Source organism: Achromobacter sp. JD-1, assembly GCF_038594925.1.
Classification (GTDB): domain Bacteria; phylum Pseudomonadota; class Gammaproteobacteria; order Burkholderiales; family Burkholderiaceae_B; genus Achromobacter; species Achromobacter spanius_C.
The window spans coordinates 186,228-207,883 of record NZ_JBCGCS010000006.1; the positions used below are offsets into that span (position 1 = coordinate 186,228).

A 21,656-nucleotide genomic window follows, 5' to 3' on the forward strand; every position below is an offset into this window, starting at 1 on the left:
AGCCCCGCCCGGCACTCGGGTCAGTTGAAAACGTAGGGGTACATCAGGCCGCCATCGCGATACAGCCGGTTCAGGCCGCGCTCAAGCTTCAACGGGCTGTTCTTGCCGACGTTGCGTTCGAACATCTCGCCGTAGTTGCCCTGCGCCTTGACGATGTTGTAGGCCCAGCGTTCGTCCAGCCCCAGCGCCTTGCCGTTGCCCGGTTCCACGCCCAGGAAGCGGGCGATGCGCGGATCGCCCGACTTGAGCATGTCATCGACGTTGGCCTGCGTGATGCCCATGTCTTCGGCCGCGATCGGCACCTGGACCACGAACTTGACGATGTCGAACCAGCGGTCATCGCCATGGCGCACCGCGGGTGTCAGGGCTTCGCTGTTGCCGCTGGCAGGAAAGATGACGTAGTCATCCGGGTTCTGCGCCTGCGTGGCGCGCACCGCCGCCAGCGCCGACGAGTCCGTGATCAAGCCATCGCAGCGACCCGTGAAAAAGGCTTGGCGCGAAGCGGCCACGTTGTCGAACAACACGGTCTTCAGGCCCAGTTTGAACTTGCGCGACAGGTCGGCCACCGTCACTTCGTTGGTCGATCCGGTCTGCACGCAGATGGTGGCGCCCTGCATGTCCTTGGTGTGCGTGATACCCAGGTCCTTGCGCACCATGAAGGCGTCGTACTCGTAGTAATTGGGATAGGTGAAGTTGATGCCGTTGGCATCGCGCCGCAAGGTCCACGAGGTGGTGCGCGGCAGCACGTCGATCTGGCCCGTCTGCAATGCGGTCAGACGCTGCTGGCCGGTCAACGGCACGAAGCGCACCTTGGTGCCGTCGCCCAGCACGGCAATCGCGATGGCGCGGCAGGTTTCCACGTCCAGCCCCTTCCAGTTGCCGTCTTTGTCTGGCGCCGAAAAGCCGGTGGTGCCGTGGCCCGATCCGCAGATCACATAGCCACGGGCGCGGATCTGGTCCACGGTCGGGCTGTTGCTGGGCGCGGAGACCACCGGCGAGGCGGCGGGTGTGGCGGTGGGTGTGGCGGGTGTGGCATTTTGCGCGCCGGCCAAAGCGGGCAGCATGGCGGCGGCGCCCAGGATGAGCGCGCGCGACAGGGTACGGATACGGTACATGGCAATTCCCCTTGCAATGTGTTGGCGGGCCATGAAGCTCTTGTTGGCGGCTGGCCCAGGATGAATATCAGCGTGCCTGGCGGGCGTAGGCGTCAAGCGCCCGGCGCAGGTCTTCCTTCAGGATGTCGACACCTTCAAGTCCGATCGACAGGCGCACCACCGGCTGATCCGTGGCCGGATGCACGCGGCCGGCCTGCAATGGCGCCGGGTAGTACGCGGCCAGGCTGTGCACACCGCCCCAGCTCGCGCCAATGGCGAAGTGTTCAAGCGTGTCGAAGAAACCGTTGAATGCCTGCTCGGGCGCCGGCTTCAGGATCAACGAGAACAGGCAGCCGTTGGTGCGGAAATCACGCCGCCACAGGGCATGGCCGGCGTCGCCTTCAAGCGGCGGATACAACAGGCGTTCAACCTGCGGTTGCGCCTGCAGCCACTGCGCGATTTCCAGCGTGGCGGCGCTTTGCGCGCGCACGCGCAGGTCCAGCGTTTCCAGGCCGCGCAGCACCAGAAAGCAATCTTCCGGGCTGACCTGCTGGCCCAGAATGCTCTGCGTCTCGCGCAGCACGGCGTAGTGGTCGGCATCATTCAGGCTGATGCTGCCCATCAGTACATCGGAATGGCCGCTGAAGAACTTGGTGGCGGCCTCCACGCTGAAATCCACGCCATGCGCCAGGGGCTGGAACCCCAGCGGGCTGGCCCAGGTGTTGTCCATCATGGTCAGCACGCCATGGCGGCGCGCCACCTCGGCAATCGCCGGAATGTCGGCCATTTCCATCGTGACGGTGCCGGGCGCTTCCATGCAGATCATGCGGGTGGTGGGCCGGATCAGCGCCTCGATCTCGGCGCCAATGGCGGGCTGGTAGAGCTCGACTTCCACGCCCATGTGGGCGAGCCACTTCTCGGCAAAGGTCTTGAGCGCGCCATAGCAGGCCGCCGACACCAGCAGGTGATCGCCGCCGCGCACGAATCCCATCACCACGGTCATCAACGCGGACGCCCCCGAGGGGGTGATCACGCAGTGGCGGGCGCCTTCGAGCGCCGCGATGCGCTGCTCCAGGAGCCGCGCCGTAGGCGTGCCGGTAATGCCATAGCTATAGCCGTCGGGCTGGCGCTGCTTGCGGTTGACGAAGTCGGCGAGCGAGCCGAACACCACCGTGGAGGCGCGTTGGACAGCCGGCGACAGGCTGGCGAATTCAGTATTCGAGGGGTGTTTAGTGTTCATTTAAACTGTTTTCGGCACGTGGGAGAGATCTCGATGACACGCAGTCTGGACGCTCAGACCAATTCCCTCAACAATTGAACCGACTTAGTCGATAAGCAGGGCTTATATATGGATATGCGTGAAATCCAGGTCTTCCGCGCCGTCATGCAGGCCGGTACAACCAGCAAGGCCGCCAACCTGCTGGGGGTGTCGCAACCCGCCATCAGCCAGTCAATCCGCAAACTTGAAGACAGTTCGGGGCTGCGCCTGTTTGAACGGGTGCGCGGCCGGCTGGTCGCCACGCCCGAGGCCGGCGCGCTGATGGAAGAGGTAGATCGCTGCTTCGCCGGTTTCGAGTTGATCGAACACCGCATCCGCAGCCTTAAATCGTTTGGCGTGGGCCGGCTGGCGATTGGTTCGTTGCCCGCCTTGGGCACCGGCTTCATGCCACGCGCCATCGCCGCCTTCGGCCTGGCCGACCGCCGCCTGCAGATGTCGTTTCAGATCATGAGTTCGCGCGAAGTGCTGCGCCAGGTGGCGGCCGGCCAGCTCGACTTCGGGCTGATGGCCGACGAGCTCTCGGTGCTGGGCCTTGAACACTCGGAATTCCTGCGCACACCGGGCGTGATCGCCATGCACAACCGCCATCCGCTGGCGCGCAAGAAAGTGATCGACCCGCAAGACCTCGTTGAACACCCTTTCATTGCGCTCAACCCGGAAGACGCCAGCCGACGACGCCTGGAAGCCGCGATGCAGGCGGTGGGCCTGAATCTGCGGCCCATGTTGGAAACGCCCTATTCCAACTCGGTCTGCGAGTTCGCGCTCAATGGCGTGGGCATCGGCATGGTGCATCCCATCATGGCGTTGGATTATCTGTCGCGCGGGCTCACGATCAAGCGCGTGTCGTTGGAAATCAGCTTTACCAGCCTGCTGGTGTTCCGCTCGGGCATGCCCATGTCGGGCAACGCCCGCGAGTTGCTGAAGGTGATGCGCATCCAACTGCAAAACGATCTGAAGAAGATGCAGGCGGCCTTGGGCTAAACAGACGGCGCGACCGCAATCGCGATCTTTCCCTGTAGGCCATTGTTGGGCGCCTCAAGCCGGGCATGGGCCTGCGCAATGTCGGCCAGCGGATAGACGGCGCCCACATGCGGCCGCAACTGGCCGCGCTCGATCAACGCGCTCAGCTCATCAAGCTTGCCGCGGTTTTGCCGGGTGAAGACGAAGTGATAGCTGGCGTTCTTGCCCCAGGCTTGCAACAGGTTCTGCGGTTGCGCGATGTCCACGATCGAGACCACGCGGCCCAGTTGTGCAAGCACGTCGGCGCTGCGCGACAAGGTGTCGCCGCCGATGGTGTCGAATACCACGTCGACCCCACGGCCCCCGGTTTCCCGCAGGATGGCGTCGACATAATCTTCCTTTGCGTAGTCGATGACGGCATCGGCGCCCATGCGTCGCGCAAACTCGAAGTTGGCTTCGCGCGCGGTCGTGTACACCTTTGCGCCGATGGACTTGGCAAGCTGGATCGCCACATGGCCGACCCCGCCCGCACCTCCGTGTATCAAGATGCTTTCGCCGACTCTCAAGCCCGCGCGCACCACCAGCGCTTCCCACGCCGTTCCGCCAACCAGCGTCAGGCTTGCCGCTTCCAGGTGGCTCAGCGACGGCGGCTTCTTGCCGACTATGCTTTCGGCGGCAACGTGGTATTCGGCATAGCTTCCTTGTCCGTCGAATATCTGCGGCGTGTACCAGACCTCGTCCCCGGGCACGAATGCCGTCACGCCCGGCCCCACGGCTTCAACCACGCCGGATACGTCGTGCCCGGTAATGGCCGGCAGTGGCACCAGGTCGGGATAGTCGCCTCGCCGGACCTGGTAATCCAAGGGATTGATGGACGTGGCGTGGACGCGCACCAGAACTTGCCCCGCCTGCGGCACTGGCTTGGGCAGTTCTTGCAGCGCGAACGATTCCGGGCCACCAAATGCGTTCAGTACGACAGCTTTCATTGCATCACCTCTTATCGATAAAGTGGGATATCGGGATATTCCGATATCTAGGAGTAAAAAAATTACAGGTCTTTCCCGATGATCTCGGCAAGAGCCTTGATGTTTGCTTCGTTGCGTTTGTAATACGTCCACGGACCAATGCGCGTGGCGTCGACCAAGCCTGCGCGTTGCAACGTGGCCAGGTAATCAGACACCGTTGACTGCGACAGCCCGACGCCCTCTTGAATGCTGCTGACGCAGACGCCCACCGTATGAACATCGCCTTCGTCCTGGGGCGGGAAGCTGTTCACCGGGTCCTTCAACCCTTTCAGGATTTCCAGACGCGTACGGTTCGAGAGGGCTTTGAAGATGTCGAGTAATTCCATGGCGTGATGATATCTGGATTTCCCGATATGTCAATACGATGATTGTCGATGTTGTGGGGTTGGTCGCCCGTTATCATGGCCGCCCAATAAGGAGAAACGATGGAAGACAAATCGTACCGGGCGCGCATGGTCGCCGAACTGATGGTCAAGAACTTGGCGCGCAGCCGGCAATTCTGGATCGACCTGTGCGGCTTCGAAGTGGTCTATCAGCGCGAAGAGGAAGGCTTTGTCTTCCTGGATCGGGACGGCGCGCAATTCATGCTGGAAGAGGTGCGCGGCGACGACGGCTGGATCACCGCGCCGCTGGAAGCCCCCTTGGGCCGTGGCGTGAACTTCGAGATCAAGGTGAAGTCCATCGACGCGCTGCACAAACGCCTGGTGGATGCGGACTGGCCGCTGTACCGGCAGATGCAGGAACGCTGGTATCGAAGCGACGACGTCGAGATCGGCGTGCGGCAGTTCCTGGTGCAGGATCCCGACGGCTATCTGTTGCGATTTTCTGAATGGATTGGCGACCGCCCCGCGTGACGGGGGCGATCGGGCAACGGCGTAACGCGCTGCCTCACACCTAGGCAAACCGCTTCAACAACACCGCAGCGGCTTCCAGGGATGACGCCGGGTTCTGGCCGGTGATCAGCAGGCCGTCGCTGACGACATACGAGCCCCAGTCCGGGCCCTTCGAGTACACCCCGCCCTTCGCCTTGAGTTCGTCTTCCACCAGAAACGGCACGACATCGGTGAGGCCGACGCCGTCTTCCTCGGTGTTCGTGAAGCCGGTCACCTGCTTGCCGGCGACCAGCGGCTTGCCGTCGGCTGCCTTCACGTGGCGCAGCACGCCCGGCGCGTGGCAGACCAGCGCGACCGGCTTGCCGGCTTCGATAAATGATTCGATCAAGGAGATGGAATTGCCGTCTTCGGCCAGATCCCACAGCGGGCCATGACCGCCCGGGTAAAACACGGTGTCGAAGTCGGCTTGCGAGACGCTGTCCAGGCGCAGGGTGTTGGCCAGTTGTTCGTTGGCCGCCGGGTCAGCTTCGAAGCGGTGGGTGAATTCGGTCTGAAACGAGGGTTCGTTGCTCTTGGGGTCCAGCGGCGGCTGCCCGCCTTGGGGCGAGGCCAGCACGATGTCGGCGCCGGCGTCCTTGAACGTGTAGTAAGGGGCGGCCAACTCTTCGAGCCAGAAGCCGGTTTTGCGGCCGGTAGTGCCAAGCTGATCATGCGAGGTCAGAACGATGAGGACTTTCATGGTGATGCTCCTGTCTAGGAATGAACTTGAAATATTAGACCGGTCGTCTAGATTCCGGTGGATAAAAAAGCACTTCTGCCTGAAGTGCTATATAGGCTTGCTACATAGGCTTGCTTCACAAACCTGCTTCGTAAATCTGCGCGTCCTTAGCGAGCAAGATGCAAAACCTGTGTTGTCGTGCTCAAGGCGTTTTCAAAGGGCTGCGTGTTGCGCACGATCTTGACCATCACGCTCGCCCCCAACCAAAGTTGGTACAGGCTTTGCGCGGCGGCTGTTGAATCGCCCTCTACCGATAAAGAGCCCTCTTCCACGCCCGCCGCAATCGCGCTGGCCAGACGTTCGATGATTGCCGACGTGCCGCGTTTCAGGGCGGCGCGCATCGCGTCGGAAAGGTCTGCGACCTCGGCACCCAACTTCACCGCCAGGCACTTGCCCTGGCAGTCCTCGAAGGACTGGTTGTCTTTCCAGGCCAGGAAATAGTTGCCGAGCTGCTGCGCTTTGGTCTGATCCGCTTGGCTGAATATACCGTCCATGTCGGCCAGGTAATCCTGGAAGTAGTTCTCCAGCAAGGCCTCGCCAAACGCTTCTTTCGATCCAAAGTAGTGATAGAACGACCCCTTCGGCACCCCTGCGGACGTCAGCACTTCATTCAAACCCACCGCCGAAAACCCTTTGCCGCCCATGATCCGTTGGCCCGTGGCCAGGATCTTGTCGCGGACGTCAGTAGCTTGGGAGGTGGTGGCTGAGTTCATGGGTTCGCACTTTACATTCGATTAGACCGGTCGTCTACAAATATTTGCGCAAGTATTTTTCTACGACCGACTATCCACCAGCCAGAAGCAAGGACCGAAGACGCGGACGGATGGCGCCTTATGGCCCCTGCCCTGACCCTCCCACTACTGCGCCGCCGCAACCGGCTGCGGCGACTGCGCTGCCTGCGTTGGCGTTACGCGCCAGATGGTGTTCGACAGATCATCCGCAACAATCAGCGCGCCCTTCGGATCCACTGTCACGCCTACCGGACGGCCGCGTGTGGTGCCATCGCTATCGCGGAACCCGGCGACAAAATCGACAGGGTCGCCAGACGGCCGGCCGTCCTGAAACGGCACGAAGACCACTTTGTAACCGACCGGATCGCTGCGGTTCCAGCTACCGTGTTCCCCGACAAACACCCCGTTGGCGAACTTGGCGCCCATCGCCTCGTTCGAGAAATCCACGCCCAGCGCCGCCACGTGCGAACCCAGGCTGTAGTCCGGTTTGATGGCCGCGGCGACCTTTTCCGAATCTTGCGGCCGCACGCGCTCGTCCACGTTTTGCCCCCAGTAGCTGTAGGGCCAGCCATAGAAGGCGCCTTCCTGAACAGAAGTCAGATAGTCGGGAACCAGATTGGGGCCGATCTCATCGCGTTCGTTCACGACCGCCCACAATTGGTCGGTGCCGGGCTGGATGGTCAGCGCGGTCGGGTTGCGCAAGCCGGTGGCATACGACTTGTGTTCACCGGTTTGGGCGTTGATCCGCCAAATGCGGGCGCGGTCGACTTCCGCCGTCATGCCGCGTTCGGTGATGTTGCTGTTGGACCCGATGCCCACGTACAGGTACTGGCCATCGGCGCTGGCAGTCATGGCCTTGGTCCAGTGGTGGTTGATTGCCGATGGCAGGGGCGTCACGGTTTCGGGGGGGCCGCTGGCCTTGGTCTGCCCTGGCTGGTAGTCGAATCGCACCACGGCGTCCTGGTTGGCGACGTACAGATTGTTGTCCACCAAGGCCAGGCCGTAGGGTGCGTTCAGGTTCTCGGCGAACGTTGATACTTCATAGGTGCCGTCGCCGTCGGCATCGCGCAGCAAGGTCAGGCGGTCTCCGCCCTTGACCGAGCTGGTGCCTTGGGCCTTGATGATGCCGGCGATCACGTCTTTGGGTTTCAGGCTTGGGGCATTGCCGCCCTTGCCCTCGGCCACCAGAATGTCGCCGTTGGGCAGTATCAAAGTCTGCCGTGGGATTTTCAAATCGGTGGCGATGGCGGTGATCGTATAACCGTCAGGCACGGTCGGCGTCTTGTCTCCCCAAGGGGCGGGCTCTGCAATGACCATATTGGGTAGCAGCCCCCTCTCGGGCTTGGGCAGTTCAGGGTTGGGGCCTACCTGCGACGGTCCGGCCTGGCCGACACATACGCCCATCATGGCGGACAAGGGGATAGCGGCAAGCCAGTTGGCGGTTTTGGTTTTCATGCGCGTGTATTTCATACGGCTCCCCTGATGTGCGGAGTGCGAAAGCCCAGCCATACCGCCACAAAGGCCAGCACCACAACGATGACCGACAAGACCAGGCCGGCAGGCATGCTTGCCCAGGCGTCGCGGGCATGAATCAGCGCATTCACAACGCCCACGACCCACGTCGCCAGCAAGACCACGACGTACGGAATGATTCCTCGCGCGCGCTGCGTGGGCCGGAACACATCGATAACGGCAAAGAGCAGCGCGATGGCGCCGAACACCAAACCGCCCACCAGAAACCACGAGGCGAAATTGTTCCACTGGATGTCAAAAGACTTCGCATAGGCAGCGTCCGCCAAGGCTGCGCCAAGAAACCAGGGCAGCATCCCCGCCAGAAATACCGCATGGACCGGATGCACGGTCAGGGCATACCGATGTTCAATGATTGGGTTCAATTGGATTGCCTCCTGGGTAACGGACTGGAAAGCACGCTTGGCAAAACGCAGCAAATGCCGTTCCCGTGGCGCGCGGTGGCGGGCAAAGGGCGAGTCAATGGATGAAATGCCGTAAATTCTTGCCCTGTGGGCAGGGTTTACCGGCCTGCCCTTTCTGCCGTGCACGCCCCTGCATACCCCCCAACAACCACTCAAAGCGGAAAATTCACCATGCCATCGCTGCGCCTGGACAGTCTGGAAATCTTTGCGGACGTGGTGCGGCACGGCGGTTTTCGGGCGGCGGCGCTCAGGCGGGGCGTCTCGTCGTCGGCCATCAGCCAATCCATCACGGCGCTTGAGGCCACGTTGGGCATTCGGCTGTTGAACCGCACCACCCGCAGCGTGGCGCCCACCGAAGCGGGCGAGCGCCTGCTTGAACGGCTGACGCCCGCGCTGCTCGACATCCGGGCCGCCGTTGACGAGCTGAATCAGTTTCGTGAGAACCCGACCGGCACCTTGCGCATCAACGCGCCGGGTCCCGCCGTGGACCACGTGCTGTGTCCGTTGGCGTTCCGCTTCATGGAGACGTACCCGGACGTGAAGGTCGAGATCATCAGCGACGCGGCGATTGTCGACATCGTGGAGCAAGGTTTCGATGCGGGGGTGCGCTTTGGCACGCAGTTGGCGCAGGACATGGTGGCCATGCCCTTGGGCGCGGCACTGCGCTATGCAATCGTGGCGTCGCCTGCCTATCTTCAGAAATACCCGCGCCCTGCCCTGCCCGGCGACCTGGCGGCGCACGATTGCATCCGGCGCCGCTTTCCCGGCGGCACCACGGTCACATGGAAGTTCGCTAAAGATGGCAAGGCAGAAGAGATCACGCCCCAAGGACGGTTGACGCTAAGTTCAGCCCAGCAAGAGCTTCAGGCCGCGCTGGCGGGGGCCGGCGTCGCGCATTTGTTCGAGGATTACGTGCGCGAACATATCGAACAAGGCAGCCTGGTTGAGCTGCTGGTCGACTGGAAGCAGACATTGCCAAGCTGGTGCCTGTACTACCCCAGCCGCCGCCACCCTAGCGCGGCAATGCGCGCATTTCTGGCCTACGTCCGCGATTACGACTGGTCGTGATGCCTGCCGTGCGCGGACCGGGCCTACGACCAGGCCTACGCTTCGGGCAGCACCAGCACTTCATGCACGGCGCTGGCATGGTCGCCGCCGACGCGTGTGCCGCCCCCGATCACATGGATGCGATTGCCCAGCGTGGCCGCACCCAGGCCGTGCCGGGGCGTGGGCAGCGGCGGCAGCACGCTCCAACGATCGCTTGCCGGATCGTAGACCCAGGCGTTGTCGAAAACCTTCTGCTGGGGCACCCATTGTTCCCCGCCGAACACGTACAGACGACCGCCATGGGTGGCAGCGGCCAGCCCGCCCTGGGCCTGCGGCATCGGCGCGCGGACGGTCCATCGATTGGTCTTCGGGTCGTAGACCTCCAGCACCGGCACATTGACCTGGCGCAGTGATCCATCGGCTTGCTTGATGGCCTGCCGCCCGCCCACGACGAAGAGACGCCCGTCAATGACCGTCGCCGCCGCGCTATTGCGCGCGGTGGGCGCATCGGCAATGGCCGACCAGCGCCCGGTGGCGGGGTCGAACATCAAGGCTTGCGCGGTATCCATGTGGTCGTTGAAATGGCGCGCGTCCTCGTGGGCGCGGATGCGTCCGCCCACCAGGTAAAGCCGGTCGGCGATAGCCGCGAATACGCCTTCGGCCGAGGGATAAGGAATGGCAACGCCGTCACGCCAGCGGTTGTTTCGGGGATCGTAGACGTAGACCGAAGCCTGGGCGCGCCAGTTCGGAAACCCGCCGCTGAAGCCGCCCGCGCCGTAGATCAGGCCGTCCGCAGCGGCTAGCGCGATGTGGTGGCGGGCTTCGGGCAGCGTCGCCAGCCGCGTCCACTTGTCCGTTGCCGGGTCATAGGATTCGAAGTGCGCGGAATACCCGGTGTTGGGCGTCAGCAATCCGCCGGCCACATAGATGCGGCCGTCGAGCACCTCGGGATAGAGTTCCTGGCGGGCCAGGGACGGCGCGGCCGCCGTGGTCCAGTGCGGCGCGGCGGACTGCGCGTAGGCGGAGCGAAGAAATGGGGCTGCGGCCAAAGTGGCGGCCAGGGCGGCGCCCTGGCGCAGGATGTCGCGTCGTTGCATGGTCGAACCTCGTAAATGGTAGGTAGGACCATGGTAGGTAGCCCGCGCTTGGCGCACTAGATGCGCGATGCTTAGCAAGGTGTTCAGCCTGGATTAACAATCCGGCAAACTCACACCCCTGCAAGCTTGCCTGGCCTTCCATCGGCTACGCAGGCGGCGTCCAGCCATCCAGATGCGTGTAGATCGCGTCACGCAATTGCCGAATCTGCGTATTCAGTTCGGCGAGTTCGGCGGGCGATTGGCCGGACGCGGCCAGCAAGGATTCGCCCAGACAGCCTGACGTATTTTGAAGCTGACGGCCGCGCTCGGTCAGCGCCACCACCACCTGGCGCTCGTTGTCGGGGTTACGCACGCGGCCAAGAAAGCCGGCGGCTTCCAGCCGCTTCAGCAGTGGCGTCAGCGTGCTGGGTTCCAGGGCCAATTTTTCCGCGATGCCGCTGACGGTCTGGCTGTCTTCCCGCCAAAGCACGTTCAGCACCAGATATTGCGGATAGGTCAGCCCCATCTTGTCCAGCAAGGGCTTGTAGATCCGTTGGATAGCGATGCCGGCCGAGTACACGGCGTAGCAAAGCTGGCCATCCAGCGGCGGCGGGGAGGTGTCTTTTTTGGCGGTCATTGCTTCGCTCCAGGGTGCGTGAAGAATAGCATGCCGCGAGAATACATATCGCAATAATAATTATCGCTTGACAGCACTAAAAACGAGTCCTAGCATTCGTTCGTCGCACTTAATTATCGCGATAATTCTTATCACAACACACAAAGGACCTAGCCATGAAGATCAAAGCCCTCCTCGCCGCCACGACCGCCATCGTGGGTATTGCAGCGGCCAGCCTCACCCACGCGGCCGAGCCCATATCCCCCAAGCAGGTAGTGCGCAACGTGGTGCTGGTGCACGGCGCGTTTGCCGATGGTTCAGGATGGCGCGGCGTCTATGACGAGCTGACCGGCCGCGGCTATCGGGTCACGGTGGTCCAGAACCCCCTGACGTCGTTGGCCGATGATGTTGCCGCCACGAAGCGCGTGCTGGATCGCCAAGACGGCCCGACACTTCTTGTCGGCCACTCTTATGGCGGAACGGTCATCACCGAAGCGGGTGTGGACCCCAAGGTGGCTGGCCTGGTCTATGTGTCCGCGCTGGCGCCCGACGTCGGTGAAACCACGGGGTCGCAGTTCAAGGACATTCCGCCGCCCGCTGAATTCGTGATCGACACGCAGAAAGACGGCTACGGTTTCGTCAACCTTGAAAAATTCAAGCAAGGCTTTGCGGGCGACACAAGCCCTGCCGACGCCGCCTTCCTGCGCGATTCACAGGTGCCCATCAACATGGCCATTTTCAATGCCAAGGTGACTCACGCCGCGTGGAAAACCAAGCCAAGCTGGGCCATTATCGCCACGCAGGACAAGGCGATCGACCCGAAGCTGCTGCGTTATACGGCCAACAAGATCGGCGCCACGCGGTCCGAGGTCGTGGGCAGCCACGTAGCGTTTTTCACGCAGCCCAAGGCAGTGGCCGACTCGATTGACGACGCCGCACGTACCATCGCCCGTTGAAGCCGCGGCGCGGGTGACGCCTACGCAGGGTGCTTGGCCTGCTCGCAATATTCAATCAACAGCTCGGTCAGCTCCCGGATCTTTCGCGCGGGATGCTGCCCGGGCGGCCTGACGACATAGGCGCCCGCTGGCGGCGGCGGATAGCGGGTCATGATCGGCACCAGCGCCCCGCAAGCCACGTAGTCGTGCGTCAGCCAATCAGGCAGGTAGGCAATGCCAAGCCCCGCCACCGCTGCCGCCACCAGGGCGCTGCCGTTGTCGGCCTTGAAGCGGCCTTGCGGACGCACCGTAATGGTCTTGTCGCCATCCATCAGCTGCCAGGCTTCGGTGCCTTGCATCAGGGCCTGATGATTGGCCACCAGCGCTTCGGGTGTCTGGGGTTCGCCATGCGCCTTGAGGTAGTCCGGGCTGGCGACCAGCTTTCCATAAAGTGGGCCGATGCGCCTTGCGATCAGGTTGGAGTCTTGCAGATAGCCCACCCGTATCGCGCAGTCGTAGCCTTCGGCGATCAGATCAACGAAGCGGTCGCTGTAGCAGGTCTGCATATGCAGTTGCGGATGGCGTCGCGCCATTTCGGCCAGCGCGGGGGCAAAGTGGGCCGCCCCGAAAGACAATGGCGCGGACACGCGCAAGCGGCCACGCAGCTCGCCGGCAGGCAGGATGGCTTCCCTGGCCGCGTCCATCTCGGCGCAGACGCGGGCGGCATGGTTGCGGAACGTGGCACCGGCTTCGGTCAGCGACGCGCCGCGCGTGGAACGCGCCAGCAGCAAGACGCCCAGTTCCGATTCCAGCCCGGCAAGCCGACGGCTGACGATTGATTTCGACACCCCCAGCCGCAGCGCGGCAGGCGAAACGCCACCCGCGTCGGCAACTTCCACGAATGTCCGTAGCGCTTCGATGTCCACGTCGGCGTTCCTCTTTCCGCAACACAGCTCAGCGCGAAATGGTACTACCGCATCGATTGCGGGAACAACAGAATATGGCTTCCGGGCAGTGCCGCCGCTGGCGCGTGTTTCCCGGAGCCAACCTCTGACCCACTGCATAAGGATGCATCAATGACTTTCCGCAACGGCCTTGCTTCGCTGCTTCGTCCCGAGGATTCGGTACTTGTCCTGATCGACCACCAGCCCTACCAACTGGCGAACGTGAACAGCCACGAACCGCAGATGGTGATCAACAATACGGCGGGCCTGGCAAAAGCCGCCAAGGCTTTCGGCGTTCCGACCATCTTGACGACAGTGATCGCCGAGCGCGGCGGACTGCTCTTTCCGCAGATCACCGACGTGTTCCCAGGCCAGGAAGTGATCGACCGCACGCTCATCAACACTTGGCAAGACCCGCGCGTGGTGGACGCGGTCAAGGCAACCGGCCGCAAGCAACTGGTCATTGCCGGGTTGTGGACCGAAGTCTGCGTGGCCATGCCCACCATCCAGGCCCTGGGTGAAGGCTGGGACGTTACCGTAATCACCGACGCATCGGGCGCGGTGTCGGTCGAGGCCCATCAAGTGGCCATCCAGCGCATGATCGCGGCGGGCGCCAACATGATGACCTGGCTGGCGCTGGCGGCCGAATGGCAGCGGGACTGGGCGCGCGCCGAACAGGCCGCGGCCCTGACGGAAGTGATCACGCAACACGCTGGCGGCAGCGGCATCGCCTACCTGTGGGAGCAGCAGTTGCTGAATACGCCGGTGCCGGGCAAGGCCGGCTGATCGGAAATAACAGCCAGCGGAACAGCAGCTAGGGGAATAACACCTGGTCCAGCCAGTCAAGAACCCTGCGGTTCAACAGCGACCTGTTCCGCATCTCGCAATGCATGCCGGCGCCTTCGGCCGCGCTGAACCGAAGCAAGGTTTTTGTCGGACTTTGAAGCTGATCGAAGAACGCCTGGGTGCCTGCTGACAAGCCATCATGCTCGGCAAGCGTCATCAGCACCGGGCAAGCAATGGCGCCGGCGCGGCCGTCCATGGTGAACTGGTCCGCGCTGCGCAGGAAGGCGCTTAGCGTATCCACGCCATGGGTCCAGAACCCGCGCTGGTGGACCTTCCACTTCAGGCCAGGGTCGTTTGCGATGACGTGTTCAAACTGCGCCAGAATCTGTTCGTCAAGGCCGCCCAGGTCCGCCACCGCATCGGGGGCCGCGCCAAGCTTGATGGCCAGCGCGCGAAACGGCCCGGCGATGCCCCACAAGCCGGGGTCGGCGATGCATGCGGCCAGGCGATGCTCTTGGGATGCGGCGCGCGGCGCAAAGTAACCACCCAGGCTCCAGCCGCTGAGCACGATGCGTTCCGGATCGACGACGTTGAGTTGCAGCGCGAAGTCGACCACCGCCGCGATGACGGTTTCCCAATCGGGGCGCAGATACAGGCACTGCTCAACCAACATCTCGCCCTGCCCCGGTCCATCGAAAATCAGGCAATGGTAGCCACGGCGCGATGCCGCTACGGCGGACGCGAAATAAAGATCCGTGATGGTGCCGTCGTACCCATTCGTGAAGATGACAAGAGGCCGGGTGGCGCGCTCCTGCCCGGCCGCGGGAATCAGGTAGGCCGGCATGGAGGTGCCTTCGAACGGAATCCGCATCGGCAGGACAGGCACGTCTGACAACGCCAGCCCCTGGTCCAACGCATCGACCTGCTTACGAAAGGCCGCCAGCAGGCGCGGGTCGCGTTGCGGCCCATAAAGCGGATGGTAGGACGCCGAATAGAACGCGCTGGCGCGCAGAAACAGCTCTCTTGCGCTAGCGCGCAGGCCACGGCGTTGCGTTTGCGCGGCTTCGTCGGCCAGGCGGTCACCCGCTGCCATCCAGGCCTCATGAAAGGCGCTGTCGTCGCCGTCGCCCACCGCCTGGCCCACGGCAAGAATCTCGCCCATGTCCGCCCCGCCATACGGAATGTAGGCAACCGGCCAGGTACCGAATTCGTCATGCAACGGGTTGTTGAATGCCAAGCCCATCGGGTTCTCCTTGGTTCCATTACGGCAACGGGATCTGTGCTGACCATCGCATGCAAGCTTACGCCTGAACGTCGGCAAGGTGGGCCCGAAGCGCCTCGGACGCCTTGCCCGGGGGCAACCCGAACATTCGCCGATATTCCCTGGTGAACTGCTGCACGCTTTCGTAGCCCACTGAAAACGCGGCGCTGCTGGCCGATACGTCCCCCGCCGCCATCAGCCGCCTGGCCTCGATCAAACGCAGTTGCTTCTGAAATTGCAGCGGCGACAGGGATGTGGCGGCGCGGAAATGTTGGTAGAACGACGACGGGCTCATGCCGGCCTCGGCCGCAAGCCGCTCCATCGGCAGCGGCCGCGCGAATTCGGTGCGAAGCAGGACGATGGCCCGAGCGATGCGCCGGGCGTGCTTTTCCGGCCCGCCCAACTGACGAATGGCCCCGCCATGCCGTCCCGCCAACAGCCAGTAGTGCAGCTCGCGCAGCAGTTGTGTTTGCAGCACCGGCAAGGCGTCGGGGCGGTCGATCAGGCGCATCAGCCGAAGCGCGGCATCCGCGACTTCAGCATCGGTGGGTTCGACCAGCACGGGGACATCTTGCGCCAGCGGGCGCAGTTTCATTTCCACGGCCAGTTCCGCAATGACCGCCATGTCCAGATCCAGCACCAGCGACAGGTAGGGCTGGTCGCCGCTGGCGGCAGTGATCTGGCTGACGGTCGGCACGTCCGCCGTGATCAGCAGCGAATCGCCCGCCGAGAATTCGAAGGTTCGGGTGCCCATCGAAACCCGTTTACTGCCCTGCAACACCAGGCAGGCCAGCGGCCGAGAGATGGCATATTCCAGCCCGCTGGGCCGGATGCACCGAATGACGGCCAAACCCGGGATGGGGGTTTGGGCCAGGTCCGTGGGGCCGCCGTGTGCCTCGACGTAACGCCGGACAGTTCGGAGTAATGAGTCGTTCATACGCAGGCGCCGTGGCTTTGTGGTTTTTGCTGTCGTTTTGTCCGCAGCGTGATCGTAGCGGACATTCAAAGCCCGGCCGGCATCTTCGTAGAAACAGGCCAAGGACATCACGATTCAGGCAAAGGCCGCGGCGTGCAGACGGCTCAGAATCACTCCCGGATTCAACTTCAACCAAGGAGCCTTAGCATGACGACAATTTCCTTCATCACTGGCGGCAGCCGCGGGCTGGGCCGCAACGCCGCCCTGAATATCGCGCGCAAAGGGGGCGACGTCATCTTCACCTACCAGCGCCGCGAAGCGGACGCCCACGCCGTGGTCGCCGACATCGAACAGATGGGCCGCAAGGCCGTCGCCCTACCGCTTGACGTAGGCGACACCTCGGCCTTTCCGGACTTCGCGCAGCGCCTGAAGGCAACGCTGCGCAACACATGGCAGCGCGACACGCTGGATCACCTCATCCACAACGCCGGCCATGGCGATGTAGCCCTGATTGCCGATACGACCGAGGCGCAGTTCGACCGCTTGGTCGACGTGCATTTCAAAGGCGTGTTCTTTTTGACCCAGGCGCTGCTGCCACTGTTGGCGGACGGCGGCCGCATCGTGAACCTGTCCTCTGCCCTGACGCGAATTTCCACCCCGGGCTGGTCGGTCTATGCCGCGGTCAAGGGCGCGATCGAAGTGCTGACCGTCTATCTGGCCAAGGAGCTGGGCAGCCGCAACATCGCCGTCAACGTGGTGGCGCCGGGCGCGATCGAAACTGATTTCTTCGGCGGCGCGGTGCGCGATACGCCGGAATTCAATCAATTCTTCGCGGAAATGACGGCGCTGGGGCGCGTGGGCGTGGCGGACGACATCGGGCCGGCAGTTGCGAACCTGCTTGCCGAGGACAACCGCTGGATCAACGCCCAGCGCATTGAAATATCCGGCGGCCAAGGCATCTAGAGACGACAACAACGGGGGAAGGCGCCGGCGGTCGGCGCCGGGTAGGCTACAGTGCCGGTCTGCAAGCAGACGAATCCAGGAGCAGTACCGCAGTGAATGACACCTCCCACCCCGACGACGACGCTATCCCCGAGGCCCGCAAGGAACAGGAAGCCAGGCTTTGGCGCGATGACGGCTGGACGGCGCGGATCATCAAGAATGAAGACGACGACGGTTGGGCCGTCGAGATGACGTTGGATGGGCAGGCGGAGCCGGCCCTGGTGGGTCCCTGGACCATGGGCCGTGACAAAAAGAACCCCAAGCCGCTGGACTCCCCCGCCTTCTTCACGCTGGTGAAAACCGCCAACGAAGTGCTGCGCCGCCATGAACAGCAATTGCATGCGACGCTGCACAAGAGCGTGAAGATCGACGCTGCCGCTGGCCGGCTGACCATCAAGCTGGATATCGTGCCCGACGACTACGAGCCTTATGCCGTGCTAAGCGCCTACGACGAATCGGGCGAACAACTGGCGCAGGTCCACGTCGCGCCAACCTACAAGCTGACGGTACAGCGCGCGTCGGAGTGGGCCAGCGGCGGCTTCGGCAAGGAAGGCTGAGGCGCAGGAACACGCAGGGGCAGGCAGGGGTCAGGCAGGGGCCAGGCAAAGCCAAAAAATCCCTGTCCACCAGGAGGCCATTCGAGGGTTTTCCCGCGTTCATTTGGTGACAAATTGAGATGTAATACTAACTTCTTATTACATCCTGCGATAACCATGCCTCCGCGTAACCGCCCCTCCCTGCCTTACCGGGTTCTTCCCGCCCTGCTTCTTCTGGGTTCTACTCCGGTGTTTGCCGTGCCCGCGGCGCTGGAGGGGTGTTCCGCCACCGGCAGCGTCGTGGCCTTGCAATGCGGACCGACCGAAATCGAATTGCGCGGCGGCGCGGGCACCTCGTCGCTGTTCGTCGAGGATGTCACCGCTTCATCTGTGTCACTGCGTAACGATCCGTCGGTCACCACGGGCCCGTTCGTGCAAAACCTGAGCATTACCGGCAGCACGACGCTTGAACGCAATGACTATCCCGCCGTATTCCTGAATTCCAGCGCGGATGACTGGAGCGTCAACGTAAAGCTCGGCTCAGGCGTGACCTTGCGCTCGGCGGGCCTGTTCGGCGCACTATGGGTACGGTCCGAAAGCGCGAACACGGCATTTCGCAACGACATCTATATTGACAGCGCCGCCACCGTGGTCGCCACGGGCAGCGACACCGTCGGGATTACCGCCACGTCCAACAACGGCAAGGTGACCTTGATCAACCGGGGCTCGGTGACCTCGACCCAGTCGCGCGGCCTGTATGCCGACGGCGGCAACGTCACCAAACCCGACACCGTTCTCATCCGCAACGAAGGAACGGTGCAGGCCTATCAGGCCGCCGCGCGCGCCATCAACTATGCGGGCACGTCGCGCATCGAAAACACGGGCAGCGTGCGCTCGACGACCGCGCAAGGCCTGGTGGCATGGTCCAACATGGGCGGTGCCGAAATCATCAACAGTGGCACGGTGGTCGCCGACAACTACGACGCGTTGGTGGCAGGCGGCACGGGCGCCGACACGCTGGTCTACAACAGCGGGACCATTACCGCCAACCACCAAACCGTGCTGCGTCGGGTCGCGGTGTCGGGCTATTCCGCCATCCGCGCCTACACCGACGGCACCGGCAAGCTCACCGTCACCAACGACGCCACGGGCGTGTTGAATGCCGCGTCCAACGCCGGCATGATGGCCAACACCGAGCTGGGCAGCATCACCCTTTTGAACGCCGGTCGTATCGATGCGCGCTATGGCATCCAGGCCGATTCCACGGGCGGCGCAGTCAGCATTACCAACCAGGGCCTGATCAACGTCACCGACGCAAGCGGCGCCGGCGTCTATGTCACAGCGGCCGCGGGGGGCAGCCTGGCCAACAGCGGCACCATCACCAGCGCGGGCGACACGGTGCGCGTGGATGACGGCGTCAAGTTCACCGTCAACAACGAAGCAGGCGGCGTGCTGGCGGGCGGACTGTCGCTGGGCAACCAGGCCAGCCTGTCGAACGCTGGCGTCGTGCTGCTTAAACAAGGGGCCGACCTGAACAACCCGCGCAACACGGGTTCGTCCACGTCGGGCAAGATTGGCGGCAACTACACGCAGACCGCCGGCGGCACGCTGCGCATTGCGGCGGCCAGCGCGAACGATTACAGCAAGCTGGCCGTGGGCGGCAGCGCCGCGCTGGGCGGCACGATCGACGTGGACGTCAAATCCAGCTATGTCGGCGGCACCTTGGCCAATGTGGTGACGGCCGACGGCGGCGTGACCAACAACGGTCTGGCCCTGACCGACAACTCGCTGCGCTACGCGTTCTCGGCAGTGTTCGGCGCCAATGGCGTTGATTTGGCGGTGCGCGATACGGGCATGCGAAGCATCCAGGGCGCGGTCGACCCGCGTTCGCCCGGCGCCAGTGGCGCCGCCGCGGTCTTTGACCAGCTTTTGGCCCAGGGCACGACGTCCCCCGAACTGCAGCGCGCGCTTGATGCGTTCGTCAACAGCAGCAGCGCCGAGGAAGTCAGCGCGGCGGTGCAACAGACGCTGCCGTTGCTGACGGGCAATGGGCTGTCGCTGGCCAACAACACGATGAACACGGTGAACGGGGTCGTGCAATCGCGCATCGACGCTACCCGCGGCATGGCTTCCGGAGACGGTTTCTTCAGCGATCGCCACGCCTGGATCAAACCTTTCGGCACCCACTCGCGCCAGCAAGACCAGGACGGCGTGCCCGGTTACAGCGCAGACACCGGCGGCCTGATCATCGGCGTGGATGGCAGCGTGCGCCCGGGCACCAACCTGGGCCTGGCATTTGCCTACGCGCATACCGACGTGTCGAGCAATTCCAGCGGCCCGCGTCAGAAAGCCGACATCGACAGCTATCAGTTGATCACCTACGGTTCGCAGGCGCTGGACAGCCGCTCTGACGTGTCGTTCCAGCTGGACGGCGGCCGCATGCGCAACAAGGGGCAGCGCGACATCGACTTCCTGGGCTTGACGGCCAATTCCCGCTATGACAGCAAGACGGTGCATGCCGGCGTCTCGGTGGACCGGCGCTTTGCGCTGAGCGAGCAGACGGTGTTCGCCCCGGCGCTGCGCCTGGATTACACCTGGATCAAAGACGACGCTTACCAAGAGCAAGGCGCCAACGGCTTGGGCTTGCAGGTCAAGTCGCGCAGCACGGACGCGCTGGTGCTTGGGCTGGACGGCAAGTTCACGCATGCGCTGTCGGATCGCTTCAACGCCTTGGCCAACATCGGCGTCGGCTATGACCTTTACAACCGCGACGCCAGCATCACATCCGCCTTCGCGGGCGCCCCGGATGCGGCTTTCGTAACCTACGGCACCAAGCAGTCGCCGTGGCTGGTGAGAGCGGGCGCCGGCCTGTCCTACACCACGGAAGGCGGCACCGAAATCACCGGGCGCTACGACGCCGTGCGCCGTGATCGTTTCTTCGGCCAGACGGCCTCGTTGCGTGTGCGCTGGTTCTTCTAAGCCAACGCAGCGTTTCGGGGGCTGGCCAGGATGGCGGCCCCTGATCGCCGCGGCGGCGCTTGCGCTGGCCAGCGGCTGCGCCACGCCGCCAACGCCGGCCAAGCGCGCCCAGCACGCCGACGCACTTGCCGCCGCGCATGGCTGGTCGGCCCTGACGCTGGAAGCGGCCGGTTTTTCCTTGCGGGCCTATGTCCCGCCGCCGCCCGCCGCACAAACGGGATGGTTGACCGTGTATATCGAAGGGGACGGCTTGGCGTGGCTGACGCCGTCCCAGGTTTCGCCAGACCCCACGCCCATTGATCCCGTGGGGTTGCGCCTGGCGTTGGCGCAACCGGAAGGTCAGGCCGCCTATCTGGCACGGCCCTGCCAGTTCACCGGCGCGCAACGCTCCCCCTGCTCCCCCGCGCTCTGGACCACGCGCCGCTTTGCGCCGGAAGCGGTGGCGGCGACGAACCAGGCTCTGGACGCGTTGCAACGCAGGCTGGGCCCCCGTGGCCTGGTGCTGGTCGGCTATTCGGGTGGCGCCGCGATCGCCGCGCTGGCCGCGGCCCGCCGCCACGACGTGGTCGCGCTATTGAGCGTGGCCGGCAATCTTGATCCCAACGCCTGGGTCCGTCTGCACGGTTTGTCGCCGCTGACCGGCTCGCTTGACCCCGCCACGGAAACGGACCGGCTGATTAGGCTGGCGCAGTATCACTTTGCCGGCGCCAGCGATACCGTGATTCCGCCGGCGCTGGCGCACGGCTACGCGGCCCGTTATCCCGCCACCCGTCGACCAACCGTGGAGAGCGTGCCGGGCATGACTCACGCCTATTGTTGGGCAGAACAATGGCCAACGCTATGGCGTCGCGCGATGGCTGGACTCAAACCGTAGGATGGGTGAAGCGCGGCAGGGCCTGCCCGCGAAAACCGGCGTCTGCCGCG

General features: G+C 63.6%; 22 protein-coding genes. 9 read left to right on the forward strand and 13 right to left on the reverse strand.

The window, feature by feature from the left end; all coding sequences use genetic code 11:
- Nucleotides 1-20: 20 nt before the first annotated feature.
- Nucleotides 21-1,115 (reverse strand): amino acid ABC transporter substrate-binding protein, encoded by a 1,095-nt coding sequence (locus WBR68_RS11965; protein WP_198158159.1) that lies wholly within the window; start codon nt 1,113-1,115, stop codon nt 21-23.
- A gap of 67 nt (nt 1,116-1,182) precedes the next feature.
- Entirely contained in the window at nt 1,183-2,334 is a 1,152-nt protein-coding gene (metC, locus tag WBR68_RS11970; protein ID WP_230694363.1) for a cystathionine beta-lyase, read from the reverse strand.
- A 108-nt stretch (nt 2,335-2,442) separates the two neighbouring features.
- On the opposite strand from metC, the gene WBR68_RS11975 reads away from it, so the two are divergent.
- Nucleotides 2,443-3,354, forward strand: coding sequence for a LysR substrate-binding domain-containing protein (locus WBR68_RS11975; protein WP_127184374.1), 912 nt, complete (start codon nt 2,443-2,445; stop codon nt 3,352-3,354).
- Here WBR68_RS11975 and WBR68_RS11980 read toward each other — a convergent pair.
- Complete coding sequence (locus tag WBR68_RS11980; protein WP_230694364.1) at nt 3,351-4,319, reverse strand: zinc-dependent alcohol dehydrogenase family protein; 969 nt, start codon at nt 4,317-4,319, stop codon at nt 3,351-3,353. The two genes, WBR68_RS11975 and WBR68_RS11980, sit on opposite strands and share 4 nt — an antisense overlap.
- Before the next feature lie 62 nt (nt 4,320-4,381).
- Nucleotides 4,382-4,684 (reverse strand): ArsR/SmtB family transcription factor, encoded by a 303-nt coding sequence (locus tag WBR68_RS11985; RefSeq protein WP_230694365.1) that lies wholly within the window; start codon nt 4,682-4,684, stop codon nt 4,382-4,384.
- A 99-nt stretch (nt 4,685-4,783) separates the two neighbouring features.
- On the opposite strand from WBR68_RS11985, the gene WBR68_RS11990 reads away from it, so the two are divergent.
- Nucleotides 4,784-5,212 carry a bleomycin resistance protein gene (locus tag WBR68_RS11990; protein ID WP_050446476.1) on the forward strand — a complete coding sequence of 143 codons (429 nt, stop codon included), beginning with the start codon at nt 4,784-4,786 and terminating at the stop codon, nt 5,210-5,212.
- A 40-nt stretch (nt 5,213-5,252) separates the two neighbouring features.
- Here the strand turns inward: WBR68_RS11990 and WBR68_RS11995 are convergent, their stop codons facing one another.
- The 4 genes from WBR68_RS11995 to WBR68_RS12010 all read right to left on the reverse strand — a co-directional run bounded on the left by WBR68_RS11995 (nt 5,253) and on the right by WBR68_RS12010 (nt 8,595).
- A complete protein-coding gene (locus tag WBR68_RS11995) occupies nt 5,253-5,930 on the reverse strand; it encodes a type 1 glutamine amidotransferase domain-containing protein (RefSeq protein ID WP_230694366.1) in 678 nt (225 codons plus the stop codon).
- A gap of 146 nt (nt 5,931-6,076) precedes the next feature.
- Nucleotides 6,077-6,682 (reverse strand): TetR/AcrR family transcriptional regulator, encoded by a 606-nt coding sequence (locus tag WBR68_RS12000; RefSeq protein WP_230694367.1) that lies wholly within the window; start codon nt 6,680-6,682, stop codon nt 6,077-6,079.
- 144 nt (nt 6,683-6,826) lie between these two features.
- Nucleotides 6,827-8,155 carry a PQQ-dependent sugar dehydrogenase gene (locus WBR68_RS12005; RefSeq protein ID WP_230694368.1) on the reverse strand — a complete coding sequence of 443 codons (1,329 nt, stop codon included), beginning with the start codon at nt 8,153-8,155 and terminating at the stop codon, nt 6,827-6,829.
- Between the two features lie 11 nt (nt 8,156-8,166).
- Nucleotides 8,167-8,595: a DUF2231 domain-containing protein gene (locus WBR68_RS12010; protein ID WP_050446582.1), complete on the reverse strand. Its 429-nt coding sequence runs from the start codon at nt 8,593-8,595 to the stop codon at nt 8,167-8,169.
- A gap of 210 nt (nt 8,596-8,805) precedes the next feature.
- On the opposite strand from WBR68_RS12010, the gene WBR68_RS12015 reads away from it, so the two are divergent.
- Nucleotides 8,806-9,702: a LysR family transcriptional regulator gene (locus WBR68_RS12015; protein ID WP_230694369.1), complete on the forward strand. Its 897-nt coding sequence runs from the start codon at nt 8,806-8,808 to the stop codon at nt 9,700-9,702.
- A gap of 35 nt (nt 9,703-9,737) precedes the next feature.
- Here WBR68_RS12015 and WBR68_RS12020 read toward each other — a convergent pair whose 3' ends face one another.
- Nucleotides 9,738-10,778, reverse strand: a complete 1,041-nt coding sequence (locus WBR68_RS12020; protein WP_230694370.1) for a Kelch repeat-containing protein — start codon at nt 10,776-10,778, stop codon at nt 9,738-9,740.
- 145 nt (nt 10,779-10,923) lie between these two features.
- On the reverse strand, nt 10,924-11,394 hold the full coding sequence (locus WBR68_RS12025) for a MarR family winged helix-turn-helix transcriptional regulator (RefSeq protein ID WP_050446482.1): 471 nt from the start codon (nt 11,392-11,394) through the stop codon (nt 10,924-10,926).
- Nucleotides 11,395-11,549: 155 nt separating this feature from the next.
- On the opposite strand from WBR68_RS12025, the gene WBR68_RS12030 reads away from it, so the two are divergent.
- Nucleotides 11,550-12,329: an alpha/beta fold hydrolase gene (locus WBR68_RS12030; RefSeq protein ID WP_127184368.1), complete on the forward strand. Its 780-nt coding sequence runs from the start codon at nt 11,550-11,552 to the stop codon at nt 12,327-12,329.
- A 20-nt stretch (nt 12,330-12,349) separates the two neighbouring features.
- Here WBR68_RS12030 and WBR68_RS12035 read toward each other — a convergent pair whose 3' ends face one another.
- Nucleotides 12,350-13,234 carry a LysR family transcriptional regulator gene (locus tag WBR68_RS12035; RefSeq protein ID WP_050446484.1) on the reverse strand — a complete coding sequence of 295 codons (885 nt, stop codon included), beginning with the start codon at nt 13,232-13,234 and terminating at the stop codon, nt 12,350-12,352.
- Between the two features lie 150 nt (nt 13,235-13,384).
- Here WBR68_RS12035 and WBR68_RS12040 point away from each other — a divergent pair, with 150 nt between their 5' ends.
- Nucleotides 13,385-14,038 (forward strand): hydrolase, encoded by a 654-nt coding sequence (locus WBR68_RS12040; protein ID WP_050446485.1) that lies wholly within the window; start codon nt 13,385-13,387, stop codon nt 14,036-14,038.
- Nucleotides 14,039-14,066: 28 nt separating this feature from the next.
- On the opposite strand, the gene WBR68_RS12045 is transcribed toward WBR68_RS12040, so the two are convergent.
- Together WBR68_RS12045 and WBR68_RS12050 are read right to left on the reverse strand one after the other, a co-directional pair.
- Entirely contained in the window at nt 14,067-15,281 is a 1,215-nt protein-coding gene (locus tag WBR68_RS12045) for an alpha/beta hydrolase family protein (RefSeq protein WP_230694371.1), read from the reverse strand.
- Between the two features lie 58 nt (nt 15,282-15,339).
- On the reverse strand, nt 15,340-16,236 hold the full coding sequence (locus WBR68_RS12050) for an AraC family transcriptional regulator (protein WP_050446583.1): 897 nt from the start codon (nt 16,234-16,236) through the stop codon (nt 15,340-15,342).
- A gap of 186 nt (nt 16,237-16,422) precedes the next feature.
- Between WBR68_RS12050 and WBR68_RS12055 the strand changes: the two genes are divergently transcribed.
- From WBR68_RS12055 to WBR68_RS12070, 4 genes are all read left to right on the forward strand, one after another.
- Nucleotides 16,423-17,178 carry an SDR family NAD(P)-dependent oxidoreductase gene (locus WBR68_RS12055; protein WP_050446487.1) on the forward strand — a complete coding sequence of 252 codons (756 nt, stop codon included), beginning with the start codon at nt 16,423-16,425 and terminating at the stop codon, nt 17,176-17,178.
- A 92-nt stretch (nt 17,179-17,270) separates the two neighbouring features.
- The gene (locus WBR68_RS12060) at nt 17,271-17,774 is read left to right on the forward strand and encodes a hypothetical protein (RefSeq protein WP_050446488.1); all 504 of its coding nucleotides are present in this window, start codon (nt 17,271-17,273) and stop codon (nt 17,772-17,774) included.
- 156 nt (nt 17,775-17,930) lie between these two features.
- Nucleotides 17,931-20,732, forward strand: a complete 2,802-nt coding sequence (locus WBR68_RS12065) for an autotransporter family protein (protein ID WP_127184364.1) — start codon at nt 17,931-17,933, stop codon at nt 20,730-20,732.
- Complete coding sequence (locus WBR68_RS12070) at nt 20,713-21,606, forward strand: alpha/beta hydrolase (protein WP_230694372.1); 894 nt, start codon at nt 20,713-20,715, stop codon at nt 21,604-21,606. The genes WBR68_RS12065 and WBR68_RS12070 overlap by 20 nt, the downstream gene beginning before the upstream one ends.
- The last annotated feature ends 50 nt before the right edge of the window (nt 21,607-21,656 follow it).

What these genes read in the sequence shown, in the direction of transcription:
- WBR68_RS11965 (WP_198158159.1), bottom strand. Translation starts at nt 1,115, where the DNA reads ATGTACCGTATCCGTACCCTGTCGCGCGCGCTCATCCTGGGCGCCGCC.
- metC (WP_230694363.1), bottom strand. Translation starts at nt 2,334, where the DNA reads ATGAACACTAAACACCCCTCGAATACTGAATTCGCCAGCCTGTCGCCG.
- WBR68_RS11975 (WP_127184374.1), top strand. Translation starts at nt 2,443, where the DNA reads ATGGATATGCGTGAAATCCAGGTCTTCCGCGCCGTCATGCAGGCCGGT.
- WBR68_RS11980 (WP_230694364.1), bottom strand. Translation starts at nt 4,319, where the DNA reads ATGAAAGCTGTCGTACTGAACGCATTTGGTGGCCCGGAATCGTTCGCG.
- WBR68_RS11985 (WP_230694365.1), bottom strand. Translation starts at nt 4,684, where the DNA reads ATGGAATTACTCGACATCTTCAAAGCCCTCTCGAACCGTACGCGTCTG.
- WBR68_RS11990 (WP_050446476.1), top strand. Translation starts at nt 4,784, where the DNA reads ATGGAAGACAAATCGTACCGGGCGCGCATGGTCGCCGAACTGATGGTC.
- WBR68_RS11995 (WP_230694366.1), bottom strand. Translation starts at nt 5,930, where the DNA reads ATGAAAGTCCTCATCGTTCTGACCTCGCATGATCAGCTTGGCACTACC.
- WBR68_RS12000 (WP_230694367.1), bottom strand. Translation starts at nt 6,682, where the DNA reads ATGAACTCAGCCACCACCTCCCAAGCTACTGACGTCCGCGACAAGATC.
- WBR68_RS12005 (WP_230694368.1), bottom strand. Translation starts at nt 8,155, where the DNA reads ATGAAAACCAAAACCGCCAACTGGCTTGCCGCTATCCCCTTGTCCGCC.
- WBR68_RS12015 (WP_230694369.1), top strand. Translation starts at nt 8,806, where the DNA reads ATGCCATCGCTGCGCCTGGACAGTCTGGAAATCTTTGCGGACGTGGTG.
- WBR68_RS12020 (WP_230694370.1), bottom strand. Translation starts at nt 10,778, where the DNA reads ATGCAACGACGCGACATCCTGCGCCAGGGCGCCGCCCTGGCCGCCACT.
- WBR68_RS12025 (WP_050446482.1), bottom strand. Translation starts at nt 11,394, where the DNA reads ATGACCGCCAAAAAAGACACCTCCCCGCCGCCGCTGGATGGCCAGCTT.
- WBR68_RS12030 (WP_127184368.1), top strand. Translation starts at nt 11,550, where the DNA reads ATGAAGATCAAAGCCCTCCTCGCCGCCACGACCGCCATCGTGGGTATT.
- WBR68_RS12040 (WP_050446485.1), top strand. Translation starts at nt 13,385, where the DNA reads ATGACTTTCCGCAACGGCCTTGCTTCGCTGCTTCGTCCCGAGGATTCG.
- WBR68_RS12045 (WP_230694371.1), bottom strand. Translation starts at nt 15,281, where the DNA reads ATGGGCTTGGCATTCAACAACCCGTTGCATGACGAATTCGGTACCTGG.
- WBR68_RS12050 (WP_050446583.1), bottom strand. Translation starts at nt 16,236, where the DNA reads ATGAACGACTCATTACTCCGAACTGTCCGGCGTTACGTCGAGGCACAC.
- WBR68_RS12055 (WP_050446487.1), top strand. Translation starts at nt 16,423, where the DNA reads ATGACGACAATTTCCTTCATCACTGGCGGCAGCCGCGGGCTGGGCCGC.
- WBR68_RS12065 (WP_127184364.1), top strand. Translation starts at nt 17,931, where the DNA reads ATGCCTCCGCGTAACCGCCCCTCCCTGCCTTACCGGGTTCTTCCCGCC.